Source organism: Stenomitos frigidus ULC18, from assembly GCF_003003795.1.
GTDB classification, from domain to species: domain Bacteria; phylum Cyanobacteriota; class Cyanobacteriia; order Leptolyngbyales; family Leptolyngbyaceae; genus Stenomitos; species Stenomitos frigidus_A.
The window spans coordinates 22,130-46,060 of sequence record NZ_PVWK01000083.1 but is presented as its reverse complement, the minus strand read 5'-3'; the positions used below and the strand labels follow the sequence as shown (position 1 = coordinate 46,060).

The 23,931-nt window shown below is 52.5% G+C and carries 23 protein-coding genes; 13 read left to right on the top strand and 10 right to left on the bottom strand.

Annotated elements, in window-relative coordinates; all coding sequences use genetic code 11:
* Positions 1-44 precede the first annotated feature (44 nt).
* Entirely contained in the window at positions 45-233 is a 189-nt protein-coding gene (locus C7B82_RS14360; protein WP_106256972.1) for a hypothetical protein, read from the bottom strand.
* A 176-nt stretch (positions 234-409) separates the two neighbouring features.
* Between C7B82_RS14360 and C7B82_RS14355 the strand changes: the two genes are divergently transcribed.
* The 5 genes from C7B82_RS14355 (at position 410) to C7B82_RS14335 (ending at position 7,112) form a co-directional block, all read left to right on the top strand.
* Complete coding sequence (locus C7B82_RS14355; protein WP_181357508.1) at positions 410-1,924, top strand: aminotransferase class I/II-fold pyridoxal phosphate-dependent enzyme; 1,515 nt, start codon at positions 410-412, stop codon at positions 1,922-1,924.
* Between the two features lie 121 nt (positions 1,925-2,045).
* Positions 2,046-2,648 carry a precorrin-6Y C5,15-methyltransferase subunit CbiT gene (cbiT, locus tag C7B82_RS14350; protein WP_106256970.1) on the top strand — a complete coding sequence of 201 codons (603 nt, stop codon included), beginning with the start codon at positions 2,046-2,048 and terminating at the stop codon, positions 2,646-2,648.
* Between the two features lie 433 nt (positions 2,649-3,081).
* The gene (locus C7B82_RS14345) at positions 3,082-3,951 is read left to right on the top strand and encodes a phosphatidate cytidylyltransferase (protein WP_106257123.1); all 870 of its coding nucleotides are present in this window, start codon (positions 3,082-3,084) and stop codon (positions 3,949-3,951) included.
* Between the two features lie 229 nt (positions 3,952-4,180).
* Positions 4,181-4,594: a hypothetical protein gene (locus C7B82_RS14340; RefSeq protein WP_106256969.1), complete on the top strand. Its 414-nt coding sequence runs from the start codon at positions 4,181-4,183 to the stop codon at positions 4,592-4,594.
* Positions 4,595-4,721: 127 nt separating this feature from the next.
* On the top strand, positions 4,722-7,112 hold the full coding sequence (locus C7B82_RS14335) for a hypothetical protein (protein ID WP_106256968.1): 2,391 nt from the start codon (positions 4,722-4,724) through the stop codon (positions 7,110-7,112).
* Between the two features lie 97 nt (positions 7,113-7,209).
* On the opposite strand, the gene C7B82_RS14330 is transcribed toward C7B82_RS14335, so the two are convergent.
* The 7 genes from C7B82_RS14330 to C7B82_RS32325 all read right to left on the bottom strand — a co-directional run bounded on the left by C7B82_RS14330 (position 7,210) and on the right by C7B82_RS32325 (position 13,715).
* Positions 7,210-7,764, bottom strand: coding sequence for a DUF2396 family protein (locus C7B82_RS14330; RefSeq protein ID WP_245939900.1), 555 nt, complete (start codon positions 7,762-7,764; stop codon positions 7,210-7,212).
* A gap of 107 nt (positions 7,765-7,871) precedes the next feature.
* Complete coding sequence (locus tag C7B82_RS14325; protein ID WP_106256967.1) at positions 7,872-8,576, bottom strand: hypothetical protein; 705 nt, start codon at positions 8,574-8,576, stop codon at positions 7,872-7,874.
* 144 nt (positions 8,577-8,720) lie between these two features.
* Positions 8,721-9,770 carry a fatty acid desaturase gene (locus tag C7B82_RS14320; protein WP_106256966.1) on the bottom strand — a complete coding sequence of 350 codons (1,050 nt, stop codon included), beginning with the start codon at positions 9,768-9,770 and terminating at the stop codon, positions 8,721-8,723.
* Between the two features lie 357 nt (positions 9,771-10,127).
* On the bottom strand, positions 10,128-11,126 hold the full coding sequence (fmt, locus tag C7B82_RS14315; protein ID WP_106256965.1) for a methionyl-tRNA formyltransferase: 999 nt from the start codon (positions 11,124-11,126) through the stop codon (positions 10,128-10,130).
* A 51-nt stretch (positions 11,127-11,177) separates the two neighbouring features.
* Positions 11,178-12,638, bottom strand: a complete 1,461-nt coding sequence (locus C7B82_RS14310) for a DUF4335 domain-containing protein (protein WP_106256964.1) — start codon at positions 12,636-12,638, stop codon at positions 11,178-11,180.
* Positions 12,635-13,240: a DUF3038 domain-containing protein gene (locus C7B82_RS14305; RefSeq protein ID WP_219904437.1), complete on the bottom strand. Its 606-nt coding sequence runs from the start codon at positions 13,238-13,240 to the stop codon at positions 12,635-12,637. Before C7B82_RS14305 ends, C7B82_RS14310 begins: the two co-directional genes overlap by 4 nt.
* A gap of 118 nt (positions 13,241-13,358) precedes the next feature.
* On the bottom strand, positions 13,359-13,715 hold the full coding sequence (locus C7B82_RS32325; RefSeq protein ID WP_181357509.1) for a hypothetical protein: 357 nt from the start codon (positions 13,713-13,715) through the stop codon (positions 13,359-13,361).
* On the opposite strand from C7B82_RS32325, the gene psbP reads away from it, so the two are divergent.
* The 5 genes from psbP to C7B82_RS14280 all read left to right on the top strand — a co-directional run bounded on the left by psbP (position 13,702) and on the right by C7B82_RS14280 (position 17,736).
* Positions 13,702-14,217: a photosystem II reaction center PsbP gene (psbP, locus tag C7B82_RS14300; protein WP_425443608.1), complete on the top strand. Its 516-nt coding sequence runs from the start codon at positions 13,702-13,704 to the stop codon at positions 14,215-14,217. The two genes, C7B82_RS32325 and psbP, sit on opposite strands and share 14 nt — an antisense overlap.
* 2 nt (positions 14,218-14,219) lie before the next feature.
* Positions 14,220-14,846 carry a Maf family protein gene (locus tag C7B82_RS14295; RefSeq protein WP_106256961.1) on the top strand — a complete coding sequence of 209 codons (627 nt, stop codon included), beginning with the start codon at positions 14,220-14,222 and terminating at the stop codon, positions 14,844-14,846.
* A 246-nt stretch (positions 14,847-15,092) separates the two neighbouring features.
* Positions 15,093-16,190, top strand: coding sequence for a serine/threonine-protein kinase (locus C7B82_RS14290; protein ID WP_245939899.1), 1,098 nt, complete (start codon positions 15,093-15,095; stop codon positions 16,188-16,190).
* 109 nt (positions 16,191-16,299) lie between these two features.
* Positions 16,300-16,875 carry a sigma-70 family RNA polymerase sigma factor gene (locus C7B82_RS14285; protein ID WP_106256959.1) on the top strand — a complete coding sequence of 192 codons (576 nt, stop codon included), beginning with the start codon at positions 16,300-16,302 and terminating at the stop codon, positions 16,873-16,875.
* Positions 16,876-16,902: 27 nt separating this feature from the next.
* Positions 16,903-17,736: an anti-sigma factor domain-containing protein gene (locus tag C7B82_RS14280; RefSeq protein WP_106256958.1), complete on the top strand. Its 834-nt coding sequence runs from the start codon at positions 16,903-16,905 to the stop codon at positions 17,734-17,736.
* On the opposite strand, the gene C7B82_RS14275 is transcribed toward C7B82_RS14280, so the two are convergent.
* Both C7B82_RS14275 and C7B82_RS14270 read right to left on the bottom strand, forming a co-directional pair.
* On the bottom strand, positions 17,737-18,969 hold the full coding sequence (locus C7B82_RS14275) for an alpha/beta hydrolase (RefSeq protein ID WP_106256957.1): 1,233 nt from the start codon (positions 18,967-18,969) through the stop codon (positions 17,737-17,739).
* A gap of 206 nt (positions 18,970-19,175) precedes the next feature.
* A complete protein-coding gene (locus C7B82_RS14270; protein WP_106256956.1) occupies positions 19,176-20,423 on the bottom strand; it encodes a DUF4912 domain-containing protein in 1,248 nt (415 codons plus the stop codon).
* Positions 20,424-20,978: 555 nt separating this feature from the next.
* Between C7B82_RS14270 and C7B82_RS14265 the strand changes: the two genes are divergently transcribed.
* The 3 genes from C7B82_RS14265 to C7B82_RS14255 all read left to right on the top strand — a co-directional run bounded on the left by C7B82_RS14265 (position 20,979) and on the right by C7B82_RS14255 (position 23,930).
* Positions 20,979-21,752, top strand: coding sequence for an LmeA family phospholipid-binding protein (locus C7B82_RS14265; protein WP_181357501.1), 774 nt, complete (start codon positions 20,979-20,981; stop codon positions 21,750-21,752).
* A gap of 166 nt (positions 21,753-21,918) precedes the next feature.
* The gene (locus C7B82_RS14260) at positions 21,919-23,703 is read left to right on the top strand and encodes a S8 family peptidase (protein WP_106256954.1); all 1,785 of its coding nucleotides are present in this window, start codon (positions 21,919-21,921) and stop codon (positions 23,701-23,703) included.
* On the top strand, positions 23,700-23,930 hold the full coding sequence (locus tag C7B82_RS14255) for a hypothetical protein (protein ID WP_106256953.1): 231 nt from the start codon (positions 23,700-23,702) through the stop codon (positions 23,928-23,930). The genes C7B82_RS14260 and C7B82_RS14255 overlap by 4 nt, the downstream gene beginning before the upstream one ends.
* Position 23,931: the final 1 nt, after the last annotated feature.

Here is a 23,931-nt window from a genome sequence, read left to right as displayed (position 1 = left end):
ATCTAAAATCTTCGCCCCCTAGATTTGAAACTCAAGCACCCTGATTAAACCGGCTCTGGAATCGTCTGTGGAATTGTCCCAGGTACGGTTTGTGGAATCGTTCCCGGCACAGGTTCAGGGACAGGTCCAGGAATTGGTTCAGGGACAGGTCCAGGAATCGGCTCAGGGATGGGGCCTGGACCAGGGCTGGGTGGCTCAGGCATGGGAAGTGGTATGTCAGGTGTATAAATCATGTGATGCTACTCAAAGCGTGGCACCTCTCTACCGTAGAAAGCGGCGAACGAGATTGCATCTTCCTAACTAGGCATCACCTTTGGTACGGAGGGCTGGTTCGCCAGTGTTATCGGTTGGTTAGCTTAGTGCGATGGTAGGAGAACGACATAACCACTATCTATTTCATGCCTGTTCTATGTCACCTGCTGCCAATACCTTTCTAGCGCTTCAAGCTAAGACGCCACTGTTGGATGCACTATGGGCTTGCGCTCACAAAGCGCACGCACCATTTTATGCCCCAGGACACAAGCGCGGGCAGGGAACGCCCGATCGCTTGGCAGCACTGCTAGGCACAGCCGTTTTTCGAGCCGATTTGCCGGAACTGCCGGAGCTAGATAATCTTTTTGCACCAGACGGAGTGATTCAAGCGGCTCAGGAGCTTGCAGCAGCAGCCTTTGGAGCCGATCGTACCTGGTTCTTGACCAATGGCTCTACAGTAGGCGTCATCGCTGCCATAGTGGCAACCTGCGATCCGGGAGACAAAATCATTCTGCCTCGTAATGTTCATCAGTCCGCCATTTCGGGGCTCATTCTTTCAGGTGCGGTACCGATTTTCATCCAGCCAGATTATGACCCGATACTGGATCTTGCCCATAGCCTGACACCTGCTGCGGTCGCTGAAGCGTTGACACAGCATCCTGACGCTAAAGCAGTGATGATGGTCTACCCCACCTACTACGGCGTGTGTGGCGATGTGGCAGCGATCGCCTACATCGCCCATCAGCACAACATTCCCTTGCTGGTCGATGAAGCGCATGGTGCCCATTTTGCTTTTCACCCAGAGTTGCCGATCGCCGCACTGGCAGCCGGAGCCGATTTAGCGGTACAGTCCACTCATAAAACGCTGTCAGCGATGACGCAGGCGGCAATGCTGCATACTAGGGGCGATCGTGTGCAAGGCGATCGCGTTAGCAAAGCACTCCAACTGTTGCAATCCACGAGTCCTAGCTATCTGCTGCTGGCGTCTCTGGATGCGGCACGGCACCAAATGGCTACCCAGGGAAAGCAACTACTGTCACAAACGCTGCAACTGGCAGACGAAGCCCGATCGCGCCTTGAGCAAATTCCTAGACTTTCAACGCTGAAACCTGAGCAAGCAGGACAAACGGCTGGCTTTATGACGCTCGATCGTACCCGTCTGACCGTCACCGTGACTGGGTTGGGCCTGGATGGATTCACAGCGGATCAGATCCTCAATGAGCAACTGGGTGTCACAGCAGAACTCCCATCGCTGCAGCATCTGACATTCATTGTGAGCATCGGCAATACTAGAGCCGATCTGGAGGCATTAGTGCAGGCGTTCCAGACACTAGCGACACCGCAAAGAGAATCCACAATGCAGAGACATAGAGAAAAGCAGTATCCTTCATGCCTCACTCCTCACTCCTCACCTCTTACCCCTCGCGCTGCCTTCTTGGCTGCCACTGAAACCATACCGATCGCGCAATCAATTAACCGCATCAGTGCCGAGCTAATTTGCCCCTATCCACCGGGCATTCCAGTCTTGATGCCAGGAGAGGTGATTTCGGAGAACGCGATCGCCTCCCTGCAAACAGTGCTTGCGATCGGTGGGCTGATTAGCGGTTGTGCCGATCCCAGTCTTGAGACGCTCCGAGTGGTGAAAGCGTCAGCTAGCAGCAGAGAGATTTGATATGGTTTCAGAACCAACTGTAGTTTGACGAATAGATTAGGCTTGAAGCGCAACCAAGACCCTTCAGCCTTCAGCCTTCAGCTTTCAGCTTTTAGCCTTCATCCTTCAGCTTTTAGCCTTCATGCCTTCTCCCCTTTGGTCTTATGTTACTCCTGGTATCCCTGACGAGATGTTCGAGCGCTTGCCGGGCATTCCTATGAGTCCGCGTGAAGTCCGGTTGCTCATTCTGTCTTCCTTGAGGCTTAAGGACGATTCGATCTTGTGGGATATTGGCGCTGGTACGGGCACCATCTCAGTAGAGGCAGGTTTGCTCTGTCCAAAGGGGCAGATCGTGGCGATCGAACGTGACGAAGATGTTGCTAATCTGATTCGGCGAAACTGCGATCGCTTTGGTGTGAGTAATGTCGAAGTCCTTGAGGGCAGTGCACCTGAGTGCTTAACGGAACTATCTCAAGCGCCGCATCGCGTCTGTGTTGAAGGGGGGCGTTCAATCAAAGCGATTTTGAATGAAGTCTGGCAGCGTCTGCAGCCTCGAGGACGCATCGTTGCTACAGCGGCAACGTTGGAAGGTCTTTACCAGGTTTCGGAGAGCTTTGCTGAACTGCAAGTTCGTAACATTGAAGTCGTGCAATCGGCAGTCAACCGACTAGAAAAGCGAGGCATAAACCAGACCTTTGCCGCGATCGATCCAATCTTTGTTCTTAGCGGAGAAAAATTAGACTAGAAGGGTGAGCGAGTGGCTAACCCCATTGTGAAGACTGCTTTGACGAGAAATCTTGGACGTTGTGCTACGAACGTTAAGAGAACGTAAACGCTAAAATCAAGCTTTTTCAGGAATTGGCAAGCAACCGTAAAGAATTACTGGGAGAGCTACCGAGATTCAGTTAAAGTGTTCCAAAGGATTCTTAACCTTCTTAATCTTGAGCTAACCTCAATGGCTGCTGCTAGCTTCCCGATAAGGTGGCGTTCAACAATACCCTAAGTCTTTCTAGTGAGGCTTTCAGTATTGCTCAGCAGATTAATTAAGAAAACGCCAGCCTGAGCAGTTAACCCTGACAGAAGTTCATTTCGTCACTGTGAAGTGGGGTCCGTAAATGACGTTGGATCGCTCAACCGAATCGTTACCAAAAGAGAGCAGGTCACAAGAAACCAGTTACATGCCTTTTCCCCGTGTTTTAAGTGGAGTTGTTGCGATCGCCCTCGCACTCGGCATGATTGTGTTGGGTGGCTGGTACTTTACGGTTGGCTTTGGCATCATCATCTATCTGGGGCAACTGGAATACTTTGAGCTTGTCCATGCGAAAGGCATTGTACCTGCAGCCAAAACCACGTTAGTAGTCAGTCAAGCGTTGCTGCTCATCTCTACCGTTTCGCCGACGCTAGCAGATGCGGTCTTTCCGGTAGCAGGCACGTTTATCTGCTTTTATTTACTGTTTCAGCCTAAACTTGCGACGATCGCCGACATCTCAACCTCCATTCTCGGCTTATTTTACGGGGGCTACCTGCCCAGTTACTGGGTCAGGCTGCGATCGCTAGGACAGGCTGATGTAAGCAACCTGCCTCTAGATGGCTACTTGCCCCACGCTTGGACAGACTTACACAGTATGCCGCAAGGCTTAACCAGCACCCTACTGGCGTTTGGCTGTATTTGGGCAGCGGATATTGGTGCGTATGCGTTTGGCAAAATCTTTGGACGGACACGGCTTTCAAACATTAGCCCTAAAAAAACCGTCGAGGGTGCTGTGTTTGGCGTGACGGGTAGTATTGTGGTCGCGATCGTCGGCTCCTGGTACCTGAACTGGTCGGGATGGCCCATCACAGGTGCCGCTCTCGGTTTGCTGATCGGCATTGCCAGTCTGCTGGGCGACCTGACTGAATCGATGATGAAACGTGATGCCGGCGTTAAAGACTCTGGGCAACTCATTCCTGGTCACGGCGGCATTCTCGATCGCGCCGACAGCTACGTGTTTACGGCTCCGCTAGTGTACTATTTTGTGCTTTTGGTTTTGCCGCTACTGCCCCAGTGAGTCGTTAGGAGTCAGGAGTCTAGTAAACAAAAGACCCGTAGGAGCAGGTTTGACCACAAGCTTAACGGCTAGATCATAAGACTGTGCAAAACCTGTCCGCACCCAACGGTAAATTTCTTTTTGGAAATCTCCTTAGGAGTCAGTAAATTAATGGTTAGTGAGCAAAACTAACTCAAAACTCAAAACTCAAAACTCAAAACTCCCCTGACGTCCCCCTCACCTTTCTCTTATGTCACGCGGTCTTTTCTGGCTTCCTCTACTGGCAATCTTCGTCTGGCTCACGTGGGCTGGTTGGAACGAGTACCAAAAGCTGGAGGCGTATAAAACATGGGCAGCACAGTTTGAACGGGCAAAATATGACATTTATGCAGTGTTGGGCCAGAAGGGTCGTGAACTGACTTGGGGTTTACCGACCCGAAAGGGACCAGTGAGTCTGGAAACGGTTTCCTTGAATGATGTACAGTCGATTCGTCTTTTGGTGAATGAGCAACCAGCGGCGCTAGAAGCGGCTCCCAATCAAGGCAAGGCGATTCTGGAGTTGACCTGTGCCGATCGCGCTGCACCGATCCGTATTCCGTTTACAGAAGTACCGCTGGCGGCCAAGTGGGGGGAGTATTTGCAAGCAAACTTATCATTGCAGTAAAGCCCTGGTGTTCGTCTGTGCGTTGTAACGGGTCGTAAACGCTCAACCAAAGATTGCGTGACGCTGGTGGCGATTGCGGTTACAGTGATGCATGTCAACTGCCAACGGTGTTTCACCCCGTTTTAGCATGGCAACTGGTCGTCACGATCGCACGCCCAATCGTTCACAGACAAGCGCAAAGCTTAAGAAAGCGTCTCAGCTTTCTACAGTCTCGCCAACTGCTCCACTGACAAGGCGAGATCGCTTGAAAGGGCATTGGCCAAGAACATTTTCTTGGTCGGCGATCGTGGTTCTTTTTCTGGCGGGCAGTGGGCTGGCTGGCGCTGGCTGGCTAGGTATTCAGCTCATGGTGAATCCACAAACCCTGCTGTGGATGAATCGTCTGCTGCCCAATTGGATTCCGATTCCTGTAACAGGGCTGAAGCCACCTCAGACACTGGATGAGGTGCGCAACGAACTCACTCAGGCAGGGCGCAGTCTGGGTGAACCGCTTCCGTTGGGGAAAAATATTAGCGCTCTGGATCACAAGACGACGGTATCAGATATCTTGCTGCCCGTATTGGCACAGCGAGCAAATTGCCAGAGCGACTGCGAACAAATTGTCGAGCTGCGAGTGTACCAGACGATCCCCACCCGTCAGCGTGAGCAACGCCTCCAATTATTGGATCAACTGGCGATCGTGGGGCCTGATGAATCGTTCGTGCTGGCACCGCTGATCAATGCGGGTGATACCCATCAGGGATCGACGCGATCGTTGCCGTTGATGATGCTCAATCGGTTTGAGGGCAAGGTGCCCGCGCAGGGCGTTTGGTTGAATTTGAGTGGACGCTGGCTGCGGGGAGACAACACGATCGCCTACGGGCAGGTGCTGCACTACAACTCCAGCCGGATGCATCTACACCCGATGTTGGAGTGGAGTAGCCCGGTTGGGCAAGATCCACTCTGGCAGAACGTGACGGGCGATAGTGTGCCTGAACTGATTGTCGACCAGACTATCGGGATGGAGCCTCAATTCCAGATCTATCAGGTGAAACCACGAAAGTTTCTCGCCAGCCCGCTGCAGTTAGAGCCAATCTTGTTGCTGGAGACTGCGATCGACGACGGCACCTACAGCAATGGGTTGTTGCTGGCTCGTAGCGGGTTATGGTCAACTGGCCTACAGTGGCTACAATCAGTGCAGCAGCGCGATCGCAAGGGGCAATGGCCAGCAGCGGCTCAGGCGCAAAAAGTGCTCATTCAACTGCACGCGCAAGCGACTCAGAGGCAAGCCGATAAAGCCTGGGCAAGCCCCAGCCAGCAGGTGCTAGCAAACCTGAGTGATGGGCGGTGGGGGCGAGCTTTAACCGTCTTTACTGCCAATACCGAAAACAGTCTAGAAACTGCCACGCTGCTGAAGTCAGATGCTGGCCGCTTGCAAAATCGGGTTGATGCCGCACTGCGCGTGAGCCCACTGCAAACGGATGTTAGAACTTGGGGAGCCTTGTTAGTGGCGGCACAACAAGGGCGTAAGGCTGCGATCGTCTGGTTAAAAAAGCAGCCCCGCACTACCAGCACAGAGATTGCTCGTGTCACTGCTCTCATCACACGTCTCACTGCACCATCTGTAGACGAGACCGCCTTAGCTACTCTGCCTCCTGGTCAACTGGTGGGGACTGCTGAGGCTCTGACTGCCATCAACGCCGCCACATGGTTGAAGCCAAAGCAGCATCCAGTGCTCAAGCTAGGCGAACAGCAAGCATGGTATCGAGTCCAATTGGCTGGCTTTCAAGATGGCAAAAGCTGGCGCTTTTCGGGTGCTTCGTTGGGGCTGCCAACTAATGCCTCTGCGGATCGCCTCTGGCAACAACTGGGGTTGACCGCCGATCCATCCCTCTCGATCGTGCTCTGGCAGTCAGATGGACAGCAGCAAACGGTATCTGCCAGTATTAAAGCCGTGCGCATCAATGCTGGCAAACTAGAGCTACTGGCTGCGGGTGAGGTTGTACCCAGAGCGATCGCCCAAACAGACAACACTCTACGGCCACTGGCATTCACTGAGTCTGCCTTGCACTGGCAAACGCCAGAAACCACTCAACTGTCTGATTGGCTAGAGCAACAGCCTGAATGGGCAGCTTACGCCTTACCAACGCTCATACAAGAGTTAAAGCACATCGGCAAACTGCCATTTGGAAGAGCGCTAACGTGGAATGAACTAGAGTCGTCAGGTATTGGCAGCAGCCCAGTGCAGCTAGCAACCTTGACCGGTAACAACCAACCTGACGTGATCGTAACGATTGATCTTGAGCCACAACATGGGCAAACTACCCCCAAAGCAGCCAAACGTCTTGCTAACCGATCGCGCACCCTGCTTTTTTCAGCGACTGGTACTTTGCTTTATAGCGAATGCTCTACTGAGTCAGGGCTCACGTATTTAGCGATCGCCAATTTGGGCAATGAAGGAGGTAGCGCGATCGTTGCCAGTAGTTCTGAGAACTACCGCTTTCTACGCTGGTCAGCCAAACGCAAACGCTTTGAATAAAAAAGCTAGATGGTTGTTAGTTGCACTAGAAAGTTTTGAGTTTTGAGTTTCTCCCCACGCTCCCTCTGCCCCTATTCCTTTCACTTCATCCTTCCCCTCAACGTCTACCCAACGCCTCACGCAACCAGATCTTAGACGTAATGTAAACGGGCACCTGGTAATGTTCTGCTAACAGCCAAGCGACAAAGGTGAAATGAGCCCCAAAGGTCAAACTAATCCACACCGTAGGAAACCACGCCCAGGTGCTGCCTCGCATGGGCGGGAAGGTATGAGAAGACAGCCAGATGAGCGCTGGTGGGAGCAGCACAAGCGCCAAGCCAACCAGCCAAACGACAATGGTGAGATCCACATCCAATTGATTAGCAGCCTTCCAGTTGTGCCCGTTCCAGCGCCAGGTCATCGGCTGGGAGCTGTCTTCTACGTGGATCAACTGTTCCTGCAAATTGCTGGTAAAAATATGGCGACAAAAAGCACACGCAAAGGCGTCCATTAAGGTCAGCGCCGCAATTTGCCCATGCCGACAAACGGGACAAATGTAGGTTTCCTGATAGTTGAGATCACGCCACTCGATCGCCTGTTTCGCTTTTCGCTTAGAGACCGTTGCGGGTTCAGTCCAATCCGAGTCATTGTGATGAGGACTAGATCCTGGCATAGAAGTGCTCCACTCTAAGAAAAGAAGCGGACAATAGCGGTGAGCGACATCAAAATTAGCCGCTAAACCTTTGCCTTCCGCCTACCGCTGGTTTGGATCACGACTCGCTATTTGCTGGCAAGACGAGCACTGCCACCAATCGATCGTGTCACCTCAACTCCATTCTGCTGCAAAATCACGATTGGGTCAGAGCCTGCACCCGCCACAATGCGTTTCACTAAGACCTGACCGTTGGCTAGATAGCTGCCAGCGTTTACATAGCGGCTGCTTTCAGCGTCTGGCTCTTTAATAATTACGCTCCACTTGCCGCCAACTTTGATCACGCCACTCACTTCAATGGCATCGGCCGCTGCAGTACGAGAGACAGGGGCAGATGGCAACAGTGTAGGCGGTAGCGGAGTGTTGAGGGTACCCTGCGCGATCGGTGGCGCATTAAATGCTGGCAGCCGCCCTTGGTTGGATGCGGGCAAAGGACTGGGAAGGGTGACCGCTGGCTTACGAGTGGTAGCAGAGAGTTTAATCGGTGCCGTAGCGACTGCCGCAAAGGGGTCGGCTCGCCCTGTCACGATTGTCGGTACGCGCATCCGAGCATTCGTCGGCGTAATGAGTCCGGGCATCGTCGGTACTGGCAGCAGTGCCGTTGGACTCACTACGGGCTTCGGAAAATTTTGGGCGGTGACAACAGGTTTCAGAGCACCATCCTCAGAAGGCGATGACACAGCAGCTTGTTCATTGTTAGGAGTACTGGAGCAAGCCGCTAGCAGCAATAGGAAACTGAAACTGACGAGCGATCGTGCATGCATGCCTGACATTCCCTCTGGCTGAGACTAGCCTCAGGATAACGCCACTTCACATAAATGATTCATCTTGCTGAAAGAAAAAAGCAAAGATGATGGCGGTAGTCTATTTCGGGGTTGAAAAACCCCGAAACGAATGCTTGACAGAATACCTGTCGACTAACTTAATGTCTGGCGCTTGTAAGCCTGGAATGACTGATAGCACTCTGTCGGGTGGTACAAGTGGCACTGATCGGTGATCGCCTTCATGAGCGGCCAGGAAAAGCGGCATTCGTAGAGGTAAGGCCCCCAATTTTCCCGCAGGCTCTGATGCGCAGCCCGCAAGTTGTACGACGGGATAGAGGTGGACAGATGGTGTGGGATATGAACATTAATGTGATGGCACAAGCGTTCCACCCACATCGGATAGTCGCAGTGAACGGTTCCGGTGAGTTGCGCTTTAGCCGCGTTCCACTGTTCTGGCTCTTGGAACGCAATATCAGGAGCCGTATGGTGAACCAACGTAAACGTGCTCATCCAGAAATGGTAAACCAGCCAGGGCATCAGCCAGAATTTAATGAAGCCACTGACGCCAAGTGTGACAAAGAGCACTGGAAACGCGATCGCCGCGAAGCCGATGACAACTGCAACAGACAGCCTGATTTTGTTTTGATCTTTAGCGTCTACTCTAGACGGGTCAAAGTGCATGATCGCCCAATGAACGATCGAAGCCAGCCACCACAAACGACCCCGCATGCCCTGGTAAGCCAGCTGGATCGTCTTGGGTAATGAAGCGTAGAGCTCAGGTCGAAACGGTTGCCAAGCATTATCTACATCCATTTTGTTGGTGTAGTCGTGGTGTTTGTTATGCAAAAGACGCCAGCTATGAAAGGGGTAAAGCAGCGGCAGCATGAACAAATGCCCCACCCAATCATTCACCCAACGCTGTTTGGCAAACGATCGATGCCCACAGTCATGAGCAATCACAAAAAAGCCTGTGAGTGCCGTTCCGGTAAAAATCCAGGCGATCGGTAACAAAAACCAGGGTGCGATCGCAATACTGACATAGCCTAAGCCAACCATCAGGATGTTGGTTAAAACTGATGTCCAGGCTTTTCTCATATCTTTCTGAAAGCATTCTTTAGGCAATGTTTTCAGAATGTCTTTCAGACGCAGATCAGGGCTCAGTGGTGTGAATGTTAGGTTATTGGGGCTTACTGTCGCAGTCATGAATCGATTGTTCTCTCCAGGTGTAGGTCGCTTGAGCAAACGCACATTAAAAAACCTGCTGTGCAAGAGCAGTGAGCAGGTTGCAAGTTATGACAAATCCAATAATGAATTGTCGGAACGAGACGAAAGTGCGATCGCAAGGTGCATCTAGCTAAGGAATGATTTAGTAACAAACCTCAACATTTATATCATACCCATCGCTCAGTATGCCCACCGTAATCGTCCGCTAACCTGCAGTGATCCCCACGCTGTTTGCCTCGTTATGATCCTTGTAGGGCTAAATTTTCTGGTGTTTGGCAGCCTTACTACCCAGAGTCAGAATGAGCTTCAAAGAACATTCCTTGCCGGCACTTTCCCTCATCCGCCATTCCCCAGCACGTCACCCAATGCTAGTCGAGTGCCATTAGAAAAGTCCCAGCCAGATTGGGGACGTTTACCAGGCAATTGCACGGTACGTAGTAGCAGCACCCCTTCGCCAGTCTGCACGATCGCGCCTTCCCCTTTCAGCAACCCGACTACTTCGCCAGGTTTTGCCGTTGCCACTGGTGACCAGGCTTGGGCGATCACGCTGAGCGCTGGGGGCAATTGAGACCAGTATGCAGACGCTAGAGGAGCGGTTGCCACGATTTTGAGGGCATCGCCTCGAAACGTGGCGCTACAGGCAGGGTAAAAGCCACGGATCTGGTTATGCAGCGCGATCGCGCTCCGTGACCAATCCAGCCAGTAAGCCTCTTTTTTGATGAGTGGTGCGTAGGTTGCTTGCGTGTCATCCTGCAGTAGCGGCTGAATAGTTTGCTGGCTTAGCTTCTGCAGCGTTTCAATAAGCAGATCGGCTCCGATCGGTGCCAAGCGTGCCGCCAGATCATCGAAGTTTTCCAGCAGCGCGATTGGCGTACGCACTGTCAGCAACATTGGCCCTGTATCCATGCCAGCGTTCATCAGCATGGTGGTAATACCCGTCTCCGCCTCACCGTGATATAAACTCCACTGGATGGGAGCTGCACCGCGATAGCACGGCAAAATGGAGCCGTGGGCATTGATACAGCCCAGACGTGGCATGTCGAGAATGGCCTGCGAGAGGATTTGCCCATAGGCGACCACCACAAACGCATCTGCTTGCGCTAGACGCAGCTTGTCTAAGGTCTCTTCATCTTTTTTGACGCTCTTGGGCTGATATAAAGGCAGGTTGTGCGCCTGCGCGATCGCTTTGATCGGTGAGGGGGTGAGTTGGTTGCCTCGACCCCGTCGCTTATCAGGCTGAGTCACTACACCCAGGACGGTGAAGTCCGGGTGTGACAACAAGCGCTCTAAGCTAGGGACGGCAAAGGCAGGCGTACCGAAGAAGATAATATTCATAACTATTGGTGCTGCGCGAGGGAAGAATGAGCTTCCCTATCTCTGTCTTCCCTACTGCGAATCTCTCCGACCACGCCACGGGCTAACTTCGAGCTTACCGTCTGGCTTAAAGACAACTTTGAACAGAGCAAGGGGCACCTGAGCCGTGCCAGCATCGCCGTCAGCTGCAAGTTTACCCAGTTGGGGCAGTGGTGTTTCTTTGTCGTAATCAGCAGCGGGCTGAGTATTTGGCTTGTAGTCTACGATCGTGCCGTCCTGGGTCACCCGTACTCGGAAAACTAGATCTTTTTTGAAGCTCGGTTTGCTTTGCCAATTTTTGTCGATTTGGTCGTAGAGCTTGGGTTGAAGAGCCGTAATCTGAGCAGCATCAGTGATTTCTGTAATCCCAGTCAGTGGACTAGCAATCGTGCTCTTCCAGGGCGCTACGTCAACAACACCCCTTGAGGTGAAAACCACCTTATACTGCGCGATCGGCTCTTTGGTTGACTGCGAACCATTAGACGGAATGTACAGCAGATTGGGTAAAGGTGTTTGCTGCGCATCCGCTGGGGTACCTGGGGTGATGGGCTTGTAGCCAACAATGGCACCGTCCTTCACAACGCCAACCCGGTAAACGAGGTCTTGCTTAAGAGCTGTACGATTTTTCCACGCTTGATCAAGCTGGGTCGCTAACTGCTTCTGCAAGGTTTGGATTTGCGCCGAATCAGTGATTTCGGGAGCAGCGGTCAGCGTTGCCTCTAGCTGGGTCAGATCGGGCTGCGTCGTCGTTGGAGTTGGGCTAGGAGTGGTCGTTGGCGTACTGGTCGGGCTGGGTTTTGGCGAGCCACTGGCGATCGGCGTCGGTGGACTAGTGCTAGGAGAGGGCGTACCAGTTGTGCTAGAAGTCGTGCTGGCTTTGGGCACCAGATCCTCTGGCTGGCGTACCTGGGGGGTGGGAATGAAAAAGAACGCAAGCGCGGCTAAGGCCAATCCTGAGGCTCCGATCGCAGCCGGCACTGCTTGTTGCGCAACGGGTTCACTACTACGAACAGAGCGTTTCGCAAGCGGTACGACGTGGAGAGCCAAATCCGGCAAGGTTTGAGTATCTGCAAAAAATTGATCGATCGCTTCTACCAGGTCAAACAACTGCACGGTCGTCAAGTCAACCTGTCGGGTAAGATGAGTCGCAATACCAGAGCCAGGATCGGCATCGGGCGGCAGCACACTTAACCGATGGTAGTGATGCCCCAACCGCTCCAACTGCACTAGCTGTGTGGGTGTTTGAGACCCTTTTTTAAAAGTACGAATCCCACTCAGCAGTTCCTGAGCGTAAAGGCTCACAGCCGTAGTCAAGCTTTCAAGAAACTCACGTCCACCCGACAGCGGTTTTTCTTCGCCCACGAGATGACACTCAACGCTCATTAGTTGAGACATCAAAGGACGCGCCTCTGACTGGTTCGTCACAACCGTATCACCCCATCCTTCCAGAACCAGGCTGCAGTTTGGTAAGCTGTATTGACGCTGAATGCTCATGCCACTTCTCCGTCGAACAGGCTGGCCCAAAATCGCTGCATGCCGTAAGTACCGGTACAGAACAGCAGCTGTGTCAGTAGATTTAGCGCCAGTTCATCCAGCTTTTCGTCAGAGTTATAAGCGGCGACGAGTGCACGTTTGGGGTTCATCCGCGAACGGAAATGGGCGCGGAACCGCTCCAGATACTCACTCAGCCGAAAGTGGTGTTCCATGGATAGCTGCTTGTCACTGAGTTGTTGGGACGCTAGCAAAAGTTGTCGAAGCAGTACAGTCAAGCGGCGTGCCAGATAGCAACCGACAATTACCAGGGCTTTTGCTTCTGTTAGGGTCAGGGGACGACGCTGACTGTAGCGCCGCAGCGGGTTCGTGCTGCGTAAACGCCACAACGAAACCCGATTTTTGATCATGCTCTGAAGCTCTAACTCATTTGCCATGATCAGAATGGCTTCTGACCCGCTCAAGTCCAGCGCCTCGATCGCTAGCAGTAGCAAATCAATTTCCAGTCTTGCTCGGCGAGGGCAGTTCTCATCCACAAGCGAGGGGTTGGGCAGACTATCAAGAATTAAAGGTGTTGACTGAACGGGTGGACTATTTAACTGCATTACACTCACGGGAACATCCATTCCAACTGGCTTAGATAGTGAACTGAACGCAATAACCGAGTTTGGCGATCGCTCAACATGGTTACTCCAGTTCTAGCTCTGACACGCTTCATGACTCTTAACTCACTGGTTTAGTATCCAGCAGGATTTTAGCGAAATCAGGATTGACAAGACGAACGATTCTCATGTAGACAAGTTTTTGTCGTGCAGCGAGCGAGCGTTTGAAGCCGCGATCGCGCTGGAACCGTGCAACCTTATAGTGTACGATTTCTCGCCGTTTTATTACACTACGCTCGAAATTGGTCGAAAGTTCCCAGCCGCAAGCAAGGGTGAGGCTGTAGTCATAACACGTCATAGTAATGAGAGAATGAGGCAAGGCTGGCACAGGACGATTCGTGTTTGCTGCTTGCAAAGATGGCTGAGGGGAAATTGAATTGATGCTCAAACGAATATTGGCAGTGATGTTAGTGGTCATCAGCCTGAGCCTTCAAGGCTGTGTTACCCCAACTGGTGGCTTGAAGCCCTACGTGGACAGCATTGATGGTTACAAGTTTCTTTATCCTAACGGTTGGCTGCCCGTCAGCGTTACGAGTGGCCCCGATGTAGTCTTTCACGACATTATTGAGCAAACAGAGAATGTGAGCGTGGTCATCAACCCCGTGACTGGCAACAAAACGCTGACCGAATTGGGCAGTCCCGGTGAAGTGGGTTATCAGTTGGGCAAAAGTGCGATCGCCCCACCCAACTCTGGGCGCACAGCCGAATTAGTGAATGCTGAGTCGCGTACGGTTGGAGACAAGCTCTATTACCTGCTTGAGTATGCCGTCAAAGTGGGCGATCGCGAACGTCATAATTTGGCAAGTGTCGCCGTTAGCCGGGGTAAACTTTACACCTTTAATGCCTCTACCTCAGAAAAACGCTGGGGAAAAATGCAGACGTTGTTGGAGAAAACTGTGAAGTCTTTCAAAGTGGATTAAGCATGGGTTTTCCACAGTTCATTCTTGCGTCTGCATCGCCTGCGCGGCTCAGGTTACTGCAAAGTGTTGGCATTGAACCGATCGTTCGCCCCAGTCACTTTGATGAGTCTCAAGTGCAAACAACTGATCCAGTTGCGCTCGTTGAGACGCTAGCACTCAGCAAGGCAGCAGCCATCGCAGAACAATTGAATAGCAGCCGTTCCGCAGAAAGGCTGATCTTGGGGTGTGATTCTGTCTTAGCCGTGAATGGCGACATCCACGGCAAGCCAGCCAATGCAGAGGAAGCGATCGCTCGTTGGCAGCAAATGCGCGGTCAGGTCGGTAGCCTCTATACGGGACATGCACTGCTGGTCTTTCCTCCATCCTCCTCCCGTGCCCCACTTGTCCGCTGCCAGATCACCCATGTTCACTTTGCCTCAGTGAGCGATCGTCAGATTGCCGCCTATGTTGCGACTGGGGAACCACTCAACTGCGCCGGAGGCTTTGCGTTAGAAGGGAAAGGCGGTTCGTTTGTCGAAAAGCTGGAAGGCTGTCACAGCAACGTCATTGGTCTTAGTTTGCCACTGTTGCGACAAATGCTGGGAGAGCTTGGCTATAGCTTGACAGATGCGTGGTCAACAGGTGCATAGCACCATCGCCTCTAGCGGTTCTACAGACGATGAACTTTAAAGATTTTGTCCACAGCCTCTGGTTTGTTCCTAAACTGGGAGCAGATGGAACTTAGACTAAGACTTGGTTGGCACTAAAGCGGCAAACCTTTACATGCTAGGTCGTTGTCCCACTGTCATGACTGATGCCGTAGTCGGCTCATTTGGTAGCCTCCGGGCTCTGACCGACGTGTTCGCAACTACCGGGCTCTCTGAATGAATCGTTCGGTGACTGATCTATTTGACTTTCGTGCCGATCTACTCGACCAGACTCATCTGGGTAAGCTGTGTGGATCGGGACAGCGTTTTCTCGATCGCTACGAAATTTTGAAGATTCTCGGTCGGGGTGGCTTTGGCATTACTTTCTTGGCAAGGGATGCGGCGCTTCCTGGACAGCCTCTCTGCGTGATTAAGCAGCTTTGCCCCAAAGTGAATGATGCCGTTGCGCTGCAGCAGGCCCGTAAGCGCTTTGAAAAGGAAGCTGCAACCCTCAGCAAGCTTGGTAGTCATGCGCAGATTCCACAATTGCTGAATTACTTCGAGACAGCAGGCGAATTTTATCTGGTGCAAGAATACGTTCGCGGGTTCACGCTCACCAAAACCGTGAAGCGCTACGGACCGTTTTCTGAAGCGGGCGTGAAACAATTTTTGCGTGAGTTTTTACCCTTATTACAGTACGTCCACAACAATCGTGTCATTCATCGAGATATCAAACCGCCCAATTTGATCCGTTGCCGCGATGATGGCAGGTTGGTGCTCATTGATTTTGGTGCGGTGAAAGAGCAGATTGCAAAAATTAGCGATTCGGGTGCTAAACCAACCACGACGCAGTTTGTGGGTACACTTGGGTTCGCGCCACCAGAGCAACTGGCGTCTCGCCCGATTTACTCTAGTGATATCTACGCTCTGGGCGTGACCTGTCTTTATCTGTTATCAGGTAAACCGCCGCTAGAGTTTGACTACGAATTTTTGACGGGCGATGTGCGTTGGAGTGAGTATGTTTCGGTCAGCGAACACTTCGGCACAGTCTTGAGCAAGATGTTGAAAGTGTCGCCACAAGAGCGGTTTCAGTCGGTCGATGAGGTTATTCGAGCGCTAGAGCTAGAGCCTTATTTTGACAATCTTGTGCATTGTATGAATATTAAACCTAAGCCTTTTCTACATCCTGCCACCGCAGATGAAGCGACTGCTGACAGCTATGTGCCTCCGGTCGCACGGACTGCAATGGCGATCCGAGATTGGCAGGCCAAACTGAAGGCCAGACGGATGCGCGATCGCCTGTATCAGCCCAGAATTACCCACAGTGGCTCAAGCTATTTTCGCTAAGCAGGCTGGCTTTCGCTTTGCCGTCTTGTGGTTAAATGGCATCATGCCTGTTCTTGCATAAAGCGGAACATCCCAAACTGCAAGCGATGTAGGATGTCATTACCCCTGAATGGCGACCGAACCACCCTCAGATGAAGCCGATCTCCTGATCCGAGTTGCCCAGCACGATCAGGCAGCTTTGTCAGCACTGTACGATCGCTATGCGCGAGTGCTATATGCCGTTGCTTTCAAAAGTTTGCGATCGGCTGAAGAAAGCGAAGAAGTTGTTTTAGATGTATTTGCTCAGGTGTGGCGCACCGCCGCCCGCTATGACGTTGCTAAGGGTCGGGTTGATAGCTGGCTGTTTATGATGACTCGCAGTCGCGTTTTGGATCGGCTCCGCAGTTTTCAGCGAGTTACCAAGGTTACACTTGCGTCAGAGAATTTAGCAGAGATCCAAGCAAGTACTCCTGGCGTAGATCCTGTTGAGAACGTCTTGATTTTAGAACGACGCGATCGGGTGCTAGCAGCCCTCAGCCAACTGCCTGAAGAGCAACGCCAGGTGATCGAGTTGGCCTATTACAAGGGGCTCACCCAGGTAGAAATTGCCGCGCAAACGAACCTTTCTCTGGGTACGGTTAAAACGCGCGTTCGATTGGGTTTGAGTAAATTGCGAGTGGCTCTCGGTAACTGGGAGCCAAGCTAGGATAAGAATCTAGACCATTAGAATGTAATGAACGCTGAAGACCGCTGTTTTTGTGAACTGGCTCCGCTGTATGCACTCAACCTGCTGGACGACGATGAGCGTCGCTGGGTTGAGGCGCAAGCGATCGAAAATCCAGAATTGGCAGCTGAGCTAGCAGAACATCAAATCACGGTGAATACCCTGCCTTACAGTGCGCCTATGGTGCCGATGGCAGTGGATTTAAAAGACCGACTGTTTCAACGGTTAGCAGCGGAACCAGCAGAGAGACCACCGCTCGCAACCCTTCCAACCTTACCCGGTCGATCGCTTGAGAACCAACTACTGCCCCCCAACTCTAGTTCATTGCCGATCAGTGGCTCTCAAGACGTTGCTCAGTCACGTGTAATACCGTTCCGTCACCGTGGGCTTTGGTTACAGGCAGCTGGAGCCATTGCGGCACTGGCAGCGATCGCTCTCCTGGTAGACAACCATCGTCTTCGTCAGAGCGTACAGGCTGACCAGGCGATTGTCGCTACGCTCCAGCAACCCGACAGCGTTGTTTATACGCTGAGAGGCACTGATAAAGCTGCGACTGCCGCTGGTAGCCTGGTGGTCAACTCAAGCCATAAAACCGCTGTGGCGTTGGTGCAAAATTTACCTGCATTGCCTGCAGGAAAAGCCTATCGCCTCTGGGCGATCGCCAAAGGGGCAAGCAAACCCACGTATTGCGGCCAGTTCAATAACAATCGTACAGGCACCGTGCAATGGTCGTTACCAGAAGCCGTCTGCAGTGCCAGCGCTCCACAAATGCTCATCACCGCTGAATCTGCGACAGCTCCTCCCGTGCCAGCGGGACCGTTGGTGATGAAGAGCGTGCTGTAGCTACCGCAACGTCCACGCTAGAAAACGTTCCGTGTAGTAAAGCGCCAACTGGTTACTCACACCGTTGAACACTTTGTCAAAGGCATGTTCCGCCCAGGGAATTTCGAGCCAGACGGCACGAGTACCTGTTGCCTGTAGCCGATCGTAGAGCGATCGCCCAAACTTAGCCTGCACCAAATGGTCACGCCCACCATAGATGAGCAGTGAAGGCGGTAGTCGCGGAATGACAGGATGATTTCCGTAAAAAAGCTCACCAGAAGAAACATAATTGTAGGGAGAAGCCTGCCGATAAAGCTCAGGAAACTGTTCTGGCGATCCACCTAAGAACGCATTCAGTACAGCCCGACTATTGATGGGGTCAGGGCTGGGCAAATCATAGTAGCCCTTCGTCAGGTCAACGGGGCCGTAGTAATTTACCACGGCTCGGATTGAGATGGGACTGGTTTGATACGCTGCCAGCATGGCTAGATGTGCGCCTGCCGATCGCCCCATAAGAGCCAGTCGTTGCGTGTCAACCTCTAAATCATCTGCGTGCTGCTGAATATAAGTCAGCGCCGTTTTTACATCCTCAAGCTGTGCTGGAAATTGGTAGCGAGGTGCATGACGGTAGTCGATCGCCACCACCGTATAGCCCCGGGCTGCCATGTAGCGACTGAACGGCGCATCATCATTCGGGTTACCACGTTGCCATGCGCCACCGTAAATGACCACTATCGTCGGATGCTTGCCTGTCTGTGGTGCACGATAAACCGTCAGCGTTAAAGGCACTCCATCAGGCGCTGCAACAGGTATCCCGACGGTCGTACGTACTAGTTGTTCGGGAATACCCCGCAATGCATCCATGAGAACGAACGGCTTAGCACGCATTTGTCCCTGTACAGCAGGAGCAATTTGTGTCAGGTAGTCGGTTCCTAATGCAGTTCCAATGCTGGTTTCAGCTCGTTGATTAGCAGCTGCAAACTGGCTTAAGGGTAACGTGCTGATGGTCAAGCTAAAAAGGCTACAGGCGAGCACAAAGCGAAACAGCCAACTTTTACGAACGTACCGTAATGCCAGTAGGGCCGCGATCGCATTTGCCACTATCAACCAGGGGCTGATTTCTGGCGCACCGACACCCAACGGCAGCAGCGCAAAGGTTGGTGCAGGCACAACAATCCAGGCAGTGAGAAAGCAGGTAACGCCACTGATCAGTAGGGTTAGCCCTCTCAGCAAGGCGTTTAGCAGGTAAGGCATTTAAGTAGCTATAAAGGAAAATCTCATACCTTGTAGCGATTAGCGGTCAGCGGTCAGCGGTCAGACTGAAAGCTAATGGGCTGATAGCTAATAGCTTTGCTTAAAACTCATTCTGACTCAAAGGTTGTCTGTTCATACAAGCCTCAAAAAAGCCCCCGATCGCGCGATCGGGGGCAAGGGGGTACGAAACATTCAATTTCGCTAGGCTATGCAAGCCACTCTTGAACGGCTTCTGCTTTCGTATTGGTTCTCCGCTCAGGGGTTTCGCGGGTGAACTTCATGTGGATCGCGCGGTTCTGCTCCCCATCCGCCGCAACGGCCAGAATGGGATAGTCGATCAAGCCATCCTGGAAGGACATTTGGAAGCGGAAGGTGCCGTCAGAGTTGAGCTTGATGGGGCGACCACCGATCGTTACTGTTGCATCCGGTTCCGTTGCGCCGTAAACGATGAGTTCAGCATCCGCAACGAGCCAAAATTGGCGAGGACGAATCGGTGGCGCAGAGGCGGAGAACCCAACCCCAGACATCCCGATGCCCGATGCTGTCAGCCCCGAGGTTGTGGGGACTGCCCACATACCAACACCAGACGGGAAAACGTAGGAACTGATTGCCTGCTCGTGCACAGGCACCTGCTGCATGGAGCCATAGAGCGAACCTGCAACCCGCTGAGCTTCAGTGGTTTCTGCCAAACCAAAAATCTGGTCATAGATAGCATTACCTGTCCCCGTCCCTACACCAACACCAGTGCCAACCGCGCGATGACTGGGTGGCACAAGCTCCAGGAAGGTCTTGCCAGCCAATGGTTCCTCCCAACCAACGGTGATGAATTGGTCTTCAATCCAGTCAGAAGGATACACAGGAGGTACGCGAACCGGGGCAGAACGGGCGAGAACCAGCCAACGTCCATCCGCACACCGATAACCAATATCCACGACGTAATCACGATCGCTCACTGGGATGGGCAAATACCACTCCCGCGATAGCTCATCTGCAGGATACTCTTGAATGCTGTGCGGCGACTGATACGCCAAATTAACAGCCGTCACATCATAGATGCGCAGGGCAATCTGTAACCCACCCTGGCGACGTAAAGCTTCTTTATGTTCATTGGGGATGTCCCAGTATGTGTAAGCCCACTGTGGATCACGGGGCATGAGGACGATACGGCTTTCGCCATAGCCCGCCGGAAGATCTGCCAAGCCTTCATCAACGGCTGCTAGCGAACCACCGACACGATCGTCTTGCCCGAGATCAAATTTTGCTGCTTCCACTTCTGCTTGGGTCTCCAATGGTCTGCCTGGGGTAGATGAACCTTGACTACGCTGAATTTCCTGAATCGAGTCCAGGAGCTGCTCTTTACGCATACGGCTATAGCGCGAAACACCGTATTCACTGGCAACTCGACGAAGCTGCCGTAGCGTCATGTCCTCAAGCGGCGGACGTTCTTTTGTCATGATCGATGCGTCTCCGATTTAAGTCTTTGTTGATGGTCATTTCTGCTTTAAACAGTTACTTCTGATACGTTTTGGGGTCGCGCAGGCAGGCGTACGGGGATCACATTTCTAGGCTTATGTTGCGGCAACTTAAAAGTTGGGTCAAGGGGGCAGAACGTAAATTTTAGGCATTTATACGTGTTCTCGGGTGTGTCGGGGATCGTAATGTCACAAAATCATGACATTTGCTCAATACCGGGATCGCACGATCGTGATTCGCTGACAATTGATCCCTCTCTTGACTTGGTAGGTGTTCTTGGAACTTGGTTGTCGCGATCGCAGATTCAGAAGCACAAAGCCCTTGGCGTTTAAAACGTTTGCGGTACTCTGCGGTTGCAACCACCTGCTAGGGGCGATTTTTGGGAGATGTTTTCTGTCAGTTATGCCCTGTCGGTATACTCGTAAGGCTGGCAGCGACTGTATCGTTTGCTGCTACATAACTGAACAATGCGTTCTGCACCTTGCTTGAGGTGCATCGCTTGCACCATCCTGTTCGCTAAAGGCTTAACGTTTTCTATGGCTAACCAAAGCCGTCTGATCAGCACGGTTCTGTCTCCAGCCGTCCGGCTTTGGCTGCGATCGCAACTTGAGCACGTAGACGACCTCCAACTCACCATTGAGGCGGGCGATCGACAGATCTTATCGGGTCGCATCAGTGGAGTCTCTGTCTCTGCCCGCAATGCGGTTTATCGAGGCTTGCACCTCAGTCAGGTGAGCCTCATCGGGGAGCAGATCTGCACAAACTTTGCTCAGGTTTTGCGTGGTAAACCGTTGCGCTTGACCCAAGCCTTCCCGATCGCGGGTGATGTGCTGGTGTACGAAGCTGATTTGAACCAGTCCTTGCAGGCACCGTTACTAGCGCAGGGTGTCATTGAATTTCTGTTGACACTGCTGCGATCGGATGAGCCAGCGCAAGGCGACACAACCGTCGAAGGCGATGATCTAATGCAGCACACTCCGCAAGACATTCAACTGAAAGATCCGCAGGTGTTACTGGGAGAGGGCTACGTCACGTTGGCCGCTACCCTGGTAACAGTCAGCAAACAGCCAACGACTGTGATTATTCGCACTGGCTTGCGTTTAAGCAAGGGGAATCAGCTTCATCTCGATCGCCCACATTGGCTCCCTCACGCCAAGGCTCGCCAAGGCATGCCCCTTCGTGACCTGGACGGCTTTGCATTCGATCTGGGTGCTGATGTCTCGCTGCAAAGGCTCAGTCTGGAACCGGGACAAATTCGCTGTCAGGGGCAGATTATGGTGACACCGGAAGAGGTGAAGGCTGAAGGCTAAAAGTTTTGAGTTTTGAATTTTGAATCTTGAATTGCTTCCCTTGCTTACCCCACTCCCCACTCCCTAAGCTCCACTCCTTCCTTAACCATCTGCAATACTCCGAACGGCACATTCAAGACGAGCGTGAGCTATGGTAGTAGTCAAACTTGACCCCTGCTGGGACGTTATGAGAAAACTTTTGCTGCTGGGTTTGTTCTTAATCGGGCTGGGCTGGGCACTTTCCAACTTTAGCGGCTTAGCGGCTCGCGGCACCTACGACTCGATTGTTTTAGATTTCCGCGAAGATATTGGAGCCGCTCAGATTGAGAGCCAGGTTCAGTCGATCGCCCAAAAATATAACGTCACGCCCCGGTTGAATAGCGCCTTTTCCTTCGCGGATCATATTTTTATTGTGAAGGGCGATCGCGCCACACTGGACTCCTTGAAAAAGTCTGAGGTCAAGAAATATACAGAATTTATTGAGCCTGATTATATATACAGTGCGTTCACGGCGCCTAATGACCCTGACTATGGCAAGCAGTGGAACTTGCGTAGCATCAATGTTGAAGCAGCCTGGGACGATACGCAGGGCGAAGGCATTACGGTAGCGGTGATTGATACTGGCGTCAGTCAAGTGCCCGATTTAAAAGAAACCAAGTTCGTCAAAGGCTACGACTTCGTTAACGACCAGTCAGAAGCCAACGATGATAACGGTCATGGCACCCATGTTGCAGGCACGATCGCGCAATCGACCAACAATGGGTTTGGGGTCGCAGGCATTGCTTATAAAGCCAACCTCATGCCGCTGAAAGTGCTGTCAGGTGGCGGCGGGGGTACAGTAGCAGACATTGCAGAATCGATTCGCTTTGCTGCAGACAACGGGGCTGATGTCATCAATATGAGCCTGGGTGGTGGCGGCGAAAGCCAGTTAATGCAAGAGGCGATCGACTACGCCCATCAGAAAGGAGTCGTGGTGATCGCAGCAGCAGGTAACGCGGGTGAGAATGCAGCCTCCTATCCCGCGCGCTATCCCCATGTGATTGGGGTTTCTGCCTTGAGCCCAGCGGGTACGAAAGCGCCTTACTCTAACTTTGGTGCTGGCATTGATCTTGCCGCACCCGGTGGCATGAAAGAAGGTGAAGACCCTACGGGTGGTATTTTGCAAAACACGATCGACCCTGCAACAGGCGAGTCGGTGTTTGAGTCCTATCAAGGTACCAGCATGGCAGCGCCTCATGTGGCTGGTGTTGCCGCATTGGTGAAAGCAGCAGGCATTAAAGAGCCTGACGCAATTGAAAACGTGCTGAAGCAATCGGCGCTGCAGATTAAAGATGATGCACTGAACCACTACGGTGCAGGCAAGTTGGATGCAGCAGCAGCAGTGAAGCTTGCAGCTCGTGGACAAATCACGTTCCGCGATTTCTTCCGCTGGTTGCGCGATAACGGCTACCTCAATCCTCGCTTCTGGATTGACGGTGGCGTCATTGCACTATGGCCTAAGATGGCGATGGTGCTTGGCTCTTATCTCTTAGCGTGGTTCTTGCGGAATTACTTCCCGTTTGCCTGGGGATGGTCGCTCTCCACGGGCTTAGTCGCAGGCAGTTCTGGTTTGTTCTTCCTCAAAGGCTTTTATCTGTTTGATGCGCCTCAATGGCCGTTCCGCGCTCTCGGTAGCTCGATTCCAGAATTAGGCAGTGCGTTGCAAGGAAGCAGCGCCTTGAATCCGCTGTTTGCCAGTGTGTTGATTCCGCTAGGGTTGATTGTGCTGCTGTTGGGGCACGCGCAGTGGAAATGGTTTGCGATCGGGACAACGATTGGCGTCGCTGCTTGCCTTGGCGTCAGTGCCGTCACATCCCCGTCCGTCATGTGGTTAGGCGATGGCACGATCGCCCGTGGGTTCCTCATTATGAACGCGTTGCTTTGCTTTGCCCTGGCGCGTCTTGCTGTTAAACCAGGAGTTCAATCGACATGAGCGATACCATCAAAGTAGAAGGCACGATCGAGCGTAAGGGCTTTGGTACTGGCACCTGGGCACTCGTCAGTACCAGTGGCGAAACCTATGAACTGCACAAAGCCCCTAAAGAACTCCAACACGCAGGATTAAAGGTCAGCGTTGAAGGTCAGATCCGCAAGGATGTCATGACGATCGCGATGATTGGTTCCGTCCTGGAAGTCAATCACTATAAGATCAAGGGCTAAA

Coding starts and splice junctions, on each gene's coding strand:
- C7B82_RS14360 (WP_106256972.1), bottom strand. CDS start 233: ATGATTTATACACCTGACATACCACTTCCCATGCCTGAGCCACCCAGC.
- C7B82_RS14355 (WP_181357508.1), top strand. CDS start 410: ATGTCACCTGCTGCCAATACCTTTCTAGCGCTTCAAGCTAAGACGCCA.
- cbiT (WP_106256970.1), top strand. CDS start 2,046: ATGCCTTCTCCCCTTTGGTCTTATGTTACTCCTGGTATCCCTGACGAG.
- C7B82_RS14345 (WP_106257123.1), top strand. CDS start 3,082: ATGCCTTTTCCCCGTGTTTTAAGTGGAGTTGTTGCGATCGCCCTCGCA.
- C7B82_RS14340 (WP_106256969.1), top strand. CDS start 4,181: ATGTCACGCGGTCTTTTCTGGCTTCCTCTACTGGCAATCTTCGTCTGG.
- C7B82_RS14335 (WP_106256968.1), top strand. CDS start 4,722: ATGGCAACTGGTCGTCACGATCGCACGCCCAATCGTTCACAGACAAGC.
- C7B82_RS14330 (WP_245939900.1), bottom strand. CDS start 7,764: ATGCCAGGATCTAGTCCTCATCACAATGACTCGGATTGGACTGAACCC.
- C7B82_RS14325 (WP_106256967.1), bottom strand. CDS start 8,576: ATGTCAGGCATGCATGCACGATCGCTCGTCAGTTTCAGTTTCCTATTG.
- C7B82_RS14320 (WP_106256966.1), bottom strand. CDS start 9,770: ATGACTGCGACAGTAAGCCCCAATAACCTAACATTCACACCACTGAGC.
- fmt (WP_106256965.1), bottom strand. CDS start 11,126: ATGAATATTATCTTCTTCGGTACGCCTGCCTTTGCCGTCCCTAGCTTA.
- C7B82_RS14310 (WP_106256964.1), bottom strand. CDS start 12,638: ATGAGCATTCAGCGTCAATACAGCTTACCAAACTGCAGCCTGGTTCTG.
- C7B82_RS14305 (WP_219904437.1), bottom strand. CDS start 13,240: ATGCAGTTAAATAGTCCACCCGTTCAGTCAACACCTTTAATTCTTGAT.
- psbP (WP_425443608.1), top strand. CDS start 13,702: ATGTTAGTGGTCATCAGCCTGAGCCTTCAAGGCTGTGTTACCCCAACT.
- C7B82_RS32325 (WP_181357509.1), bottom strand. CDS start 13,715: ATGACCACTAACATCACTGCCAATATTCGTTTGAGCATCAATTCAATT.
- C7B82_RS14295 (WP_106256961.1), top strand. CDS start 14,220: ATGGGTTTTCCACAGTTCATTCTTGCGTCTGCATCGCCTGCGCGGCTC.
- C7B82_RS14285 (WP_106256959.1), top strand. CDS start 16,300: ATGGCGACCGAACCACCCTCAGATGAAGCCGATCTCCTGATCCGAGTT.
- C7B82_RS14280 (WP_106256958.1), top strand. CDS start 16,903: ATGAACGCTGAAGACCGCTGTTTTTGTGAACTGGCTCCGCTGTATGCA.
- C7B82_RS14275 (WP_106256957.1), bottom strand. CDS start 18,969: ATGCCTTACCTGCTAAACGCCTTGCTGAGAGGGCTAACCCTACTGATC.
- C7B82_RS14270 (WP_106256956.1), bottom strand. CDS start 20,423: ATGACAAAAGAACGTCCGCCGCTTGAGGACATGACGCTACGGCAGCTT.
- C7B82_RS14265 (WP_181357501.1), top strand. CDS start 20,979: ATGGCTAACCAAAGCCGTCTGATCAGCACGGTTCTGTCTCCAGCCGTC.
- C7B82_RS14260 (WP_106256954.1), top strand. CDS start 21,919: ATGAGAAAACTTTTGCTGCTGGGTTTGTTCTTAATCGGGCTGGGCTGG.
- C7B82_RS14255 (WP_106256953.1), top strand. CDS start 23,700: ATGAGCGATACCATCAAAGTAGAAGGCACGATCGAGCGTAAGGGCTTT.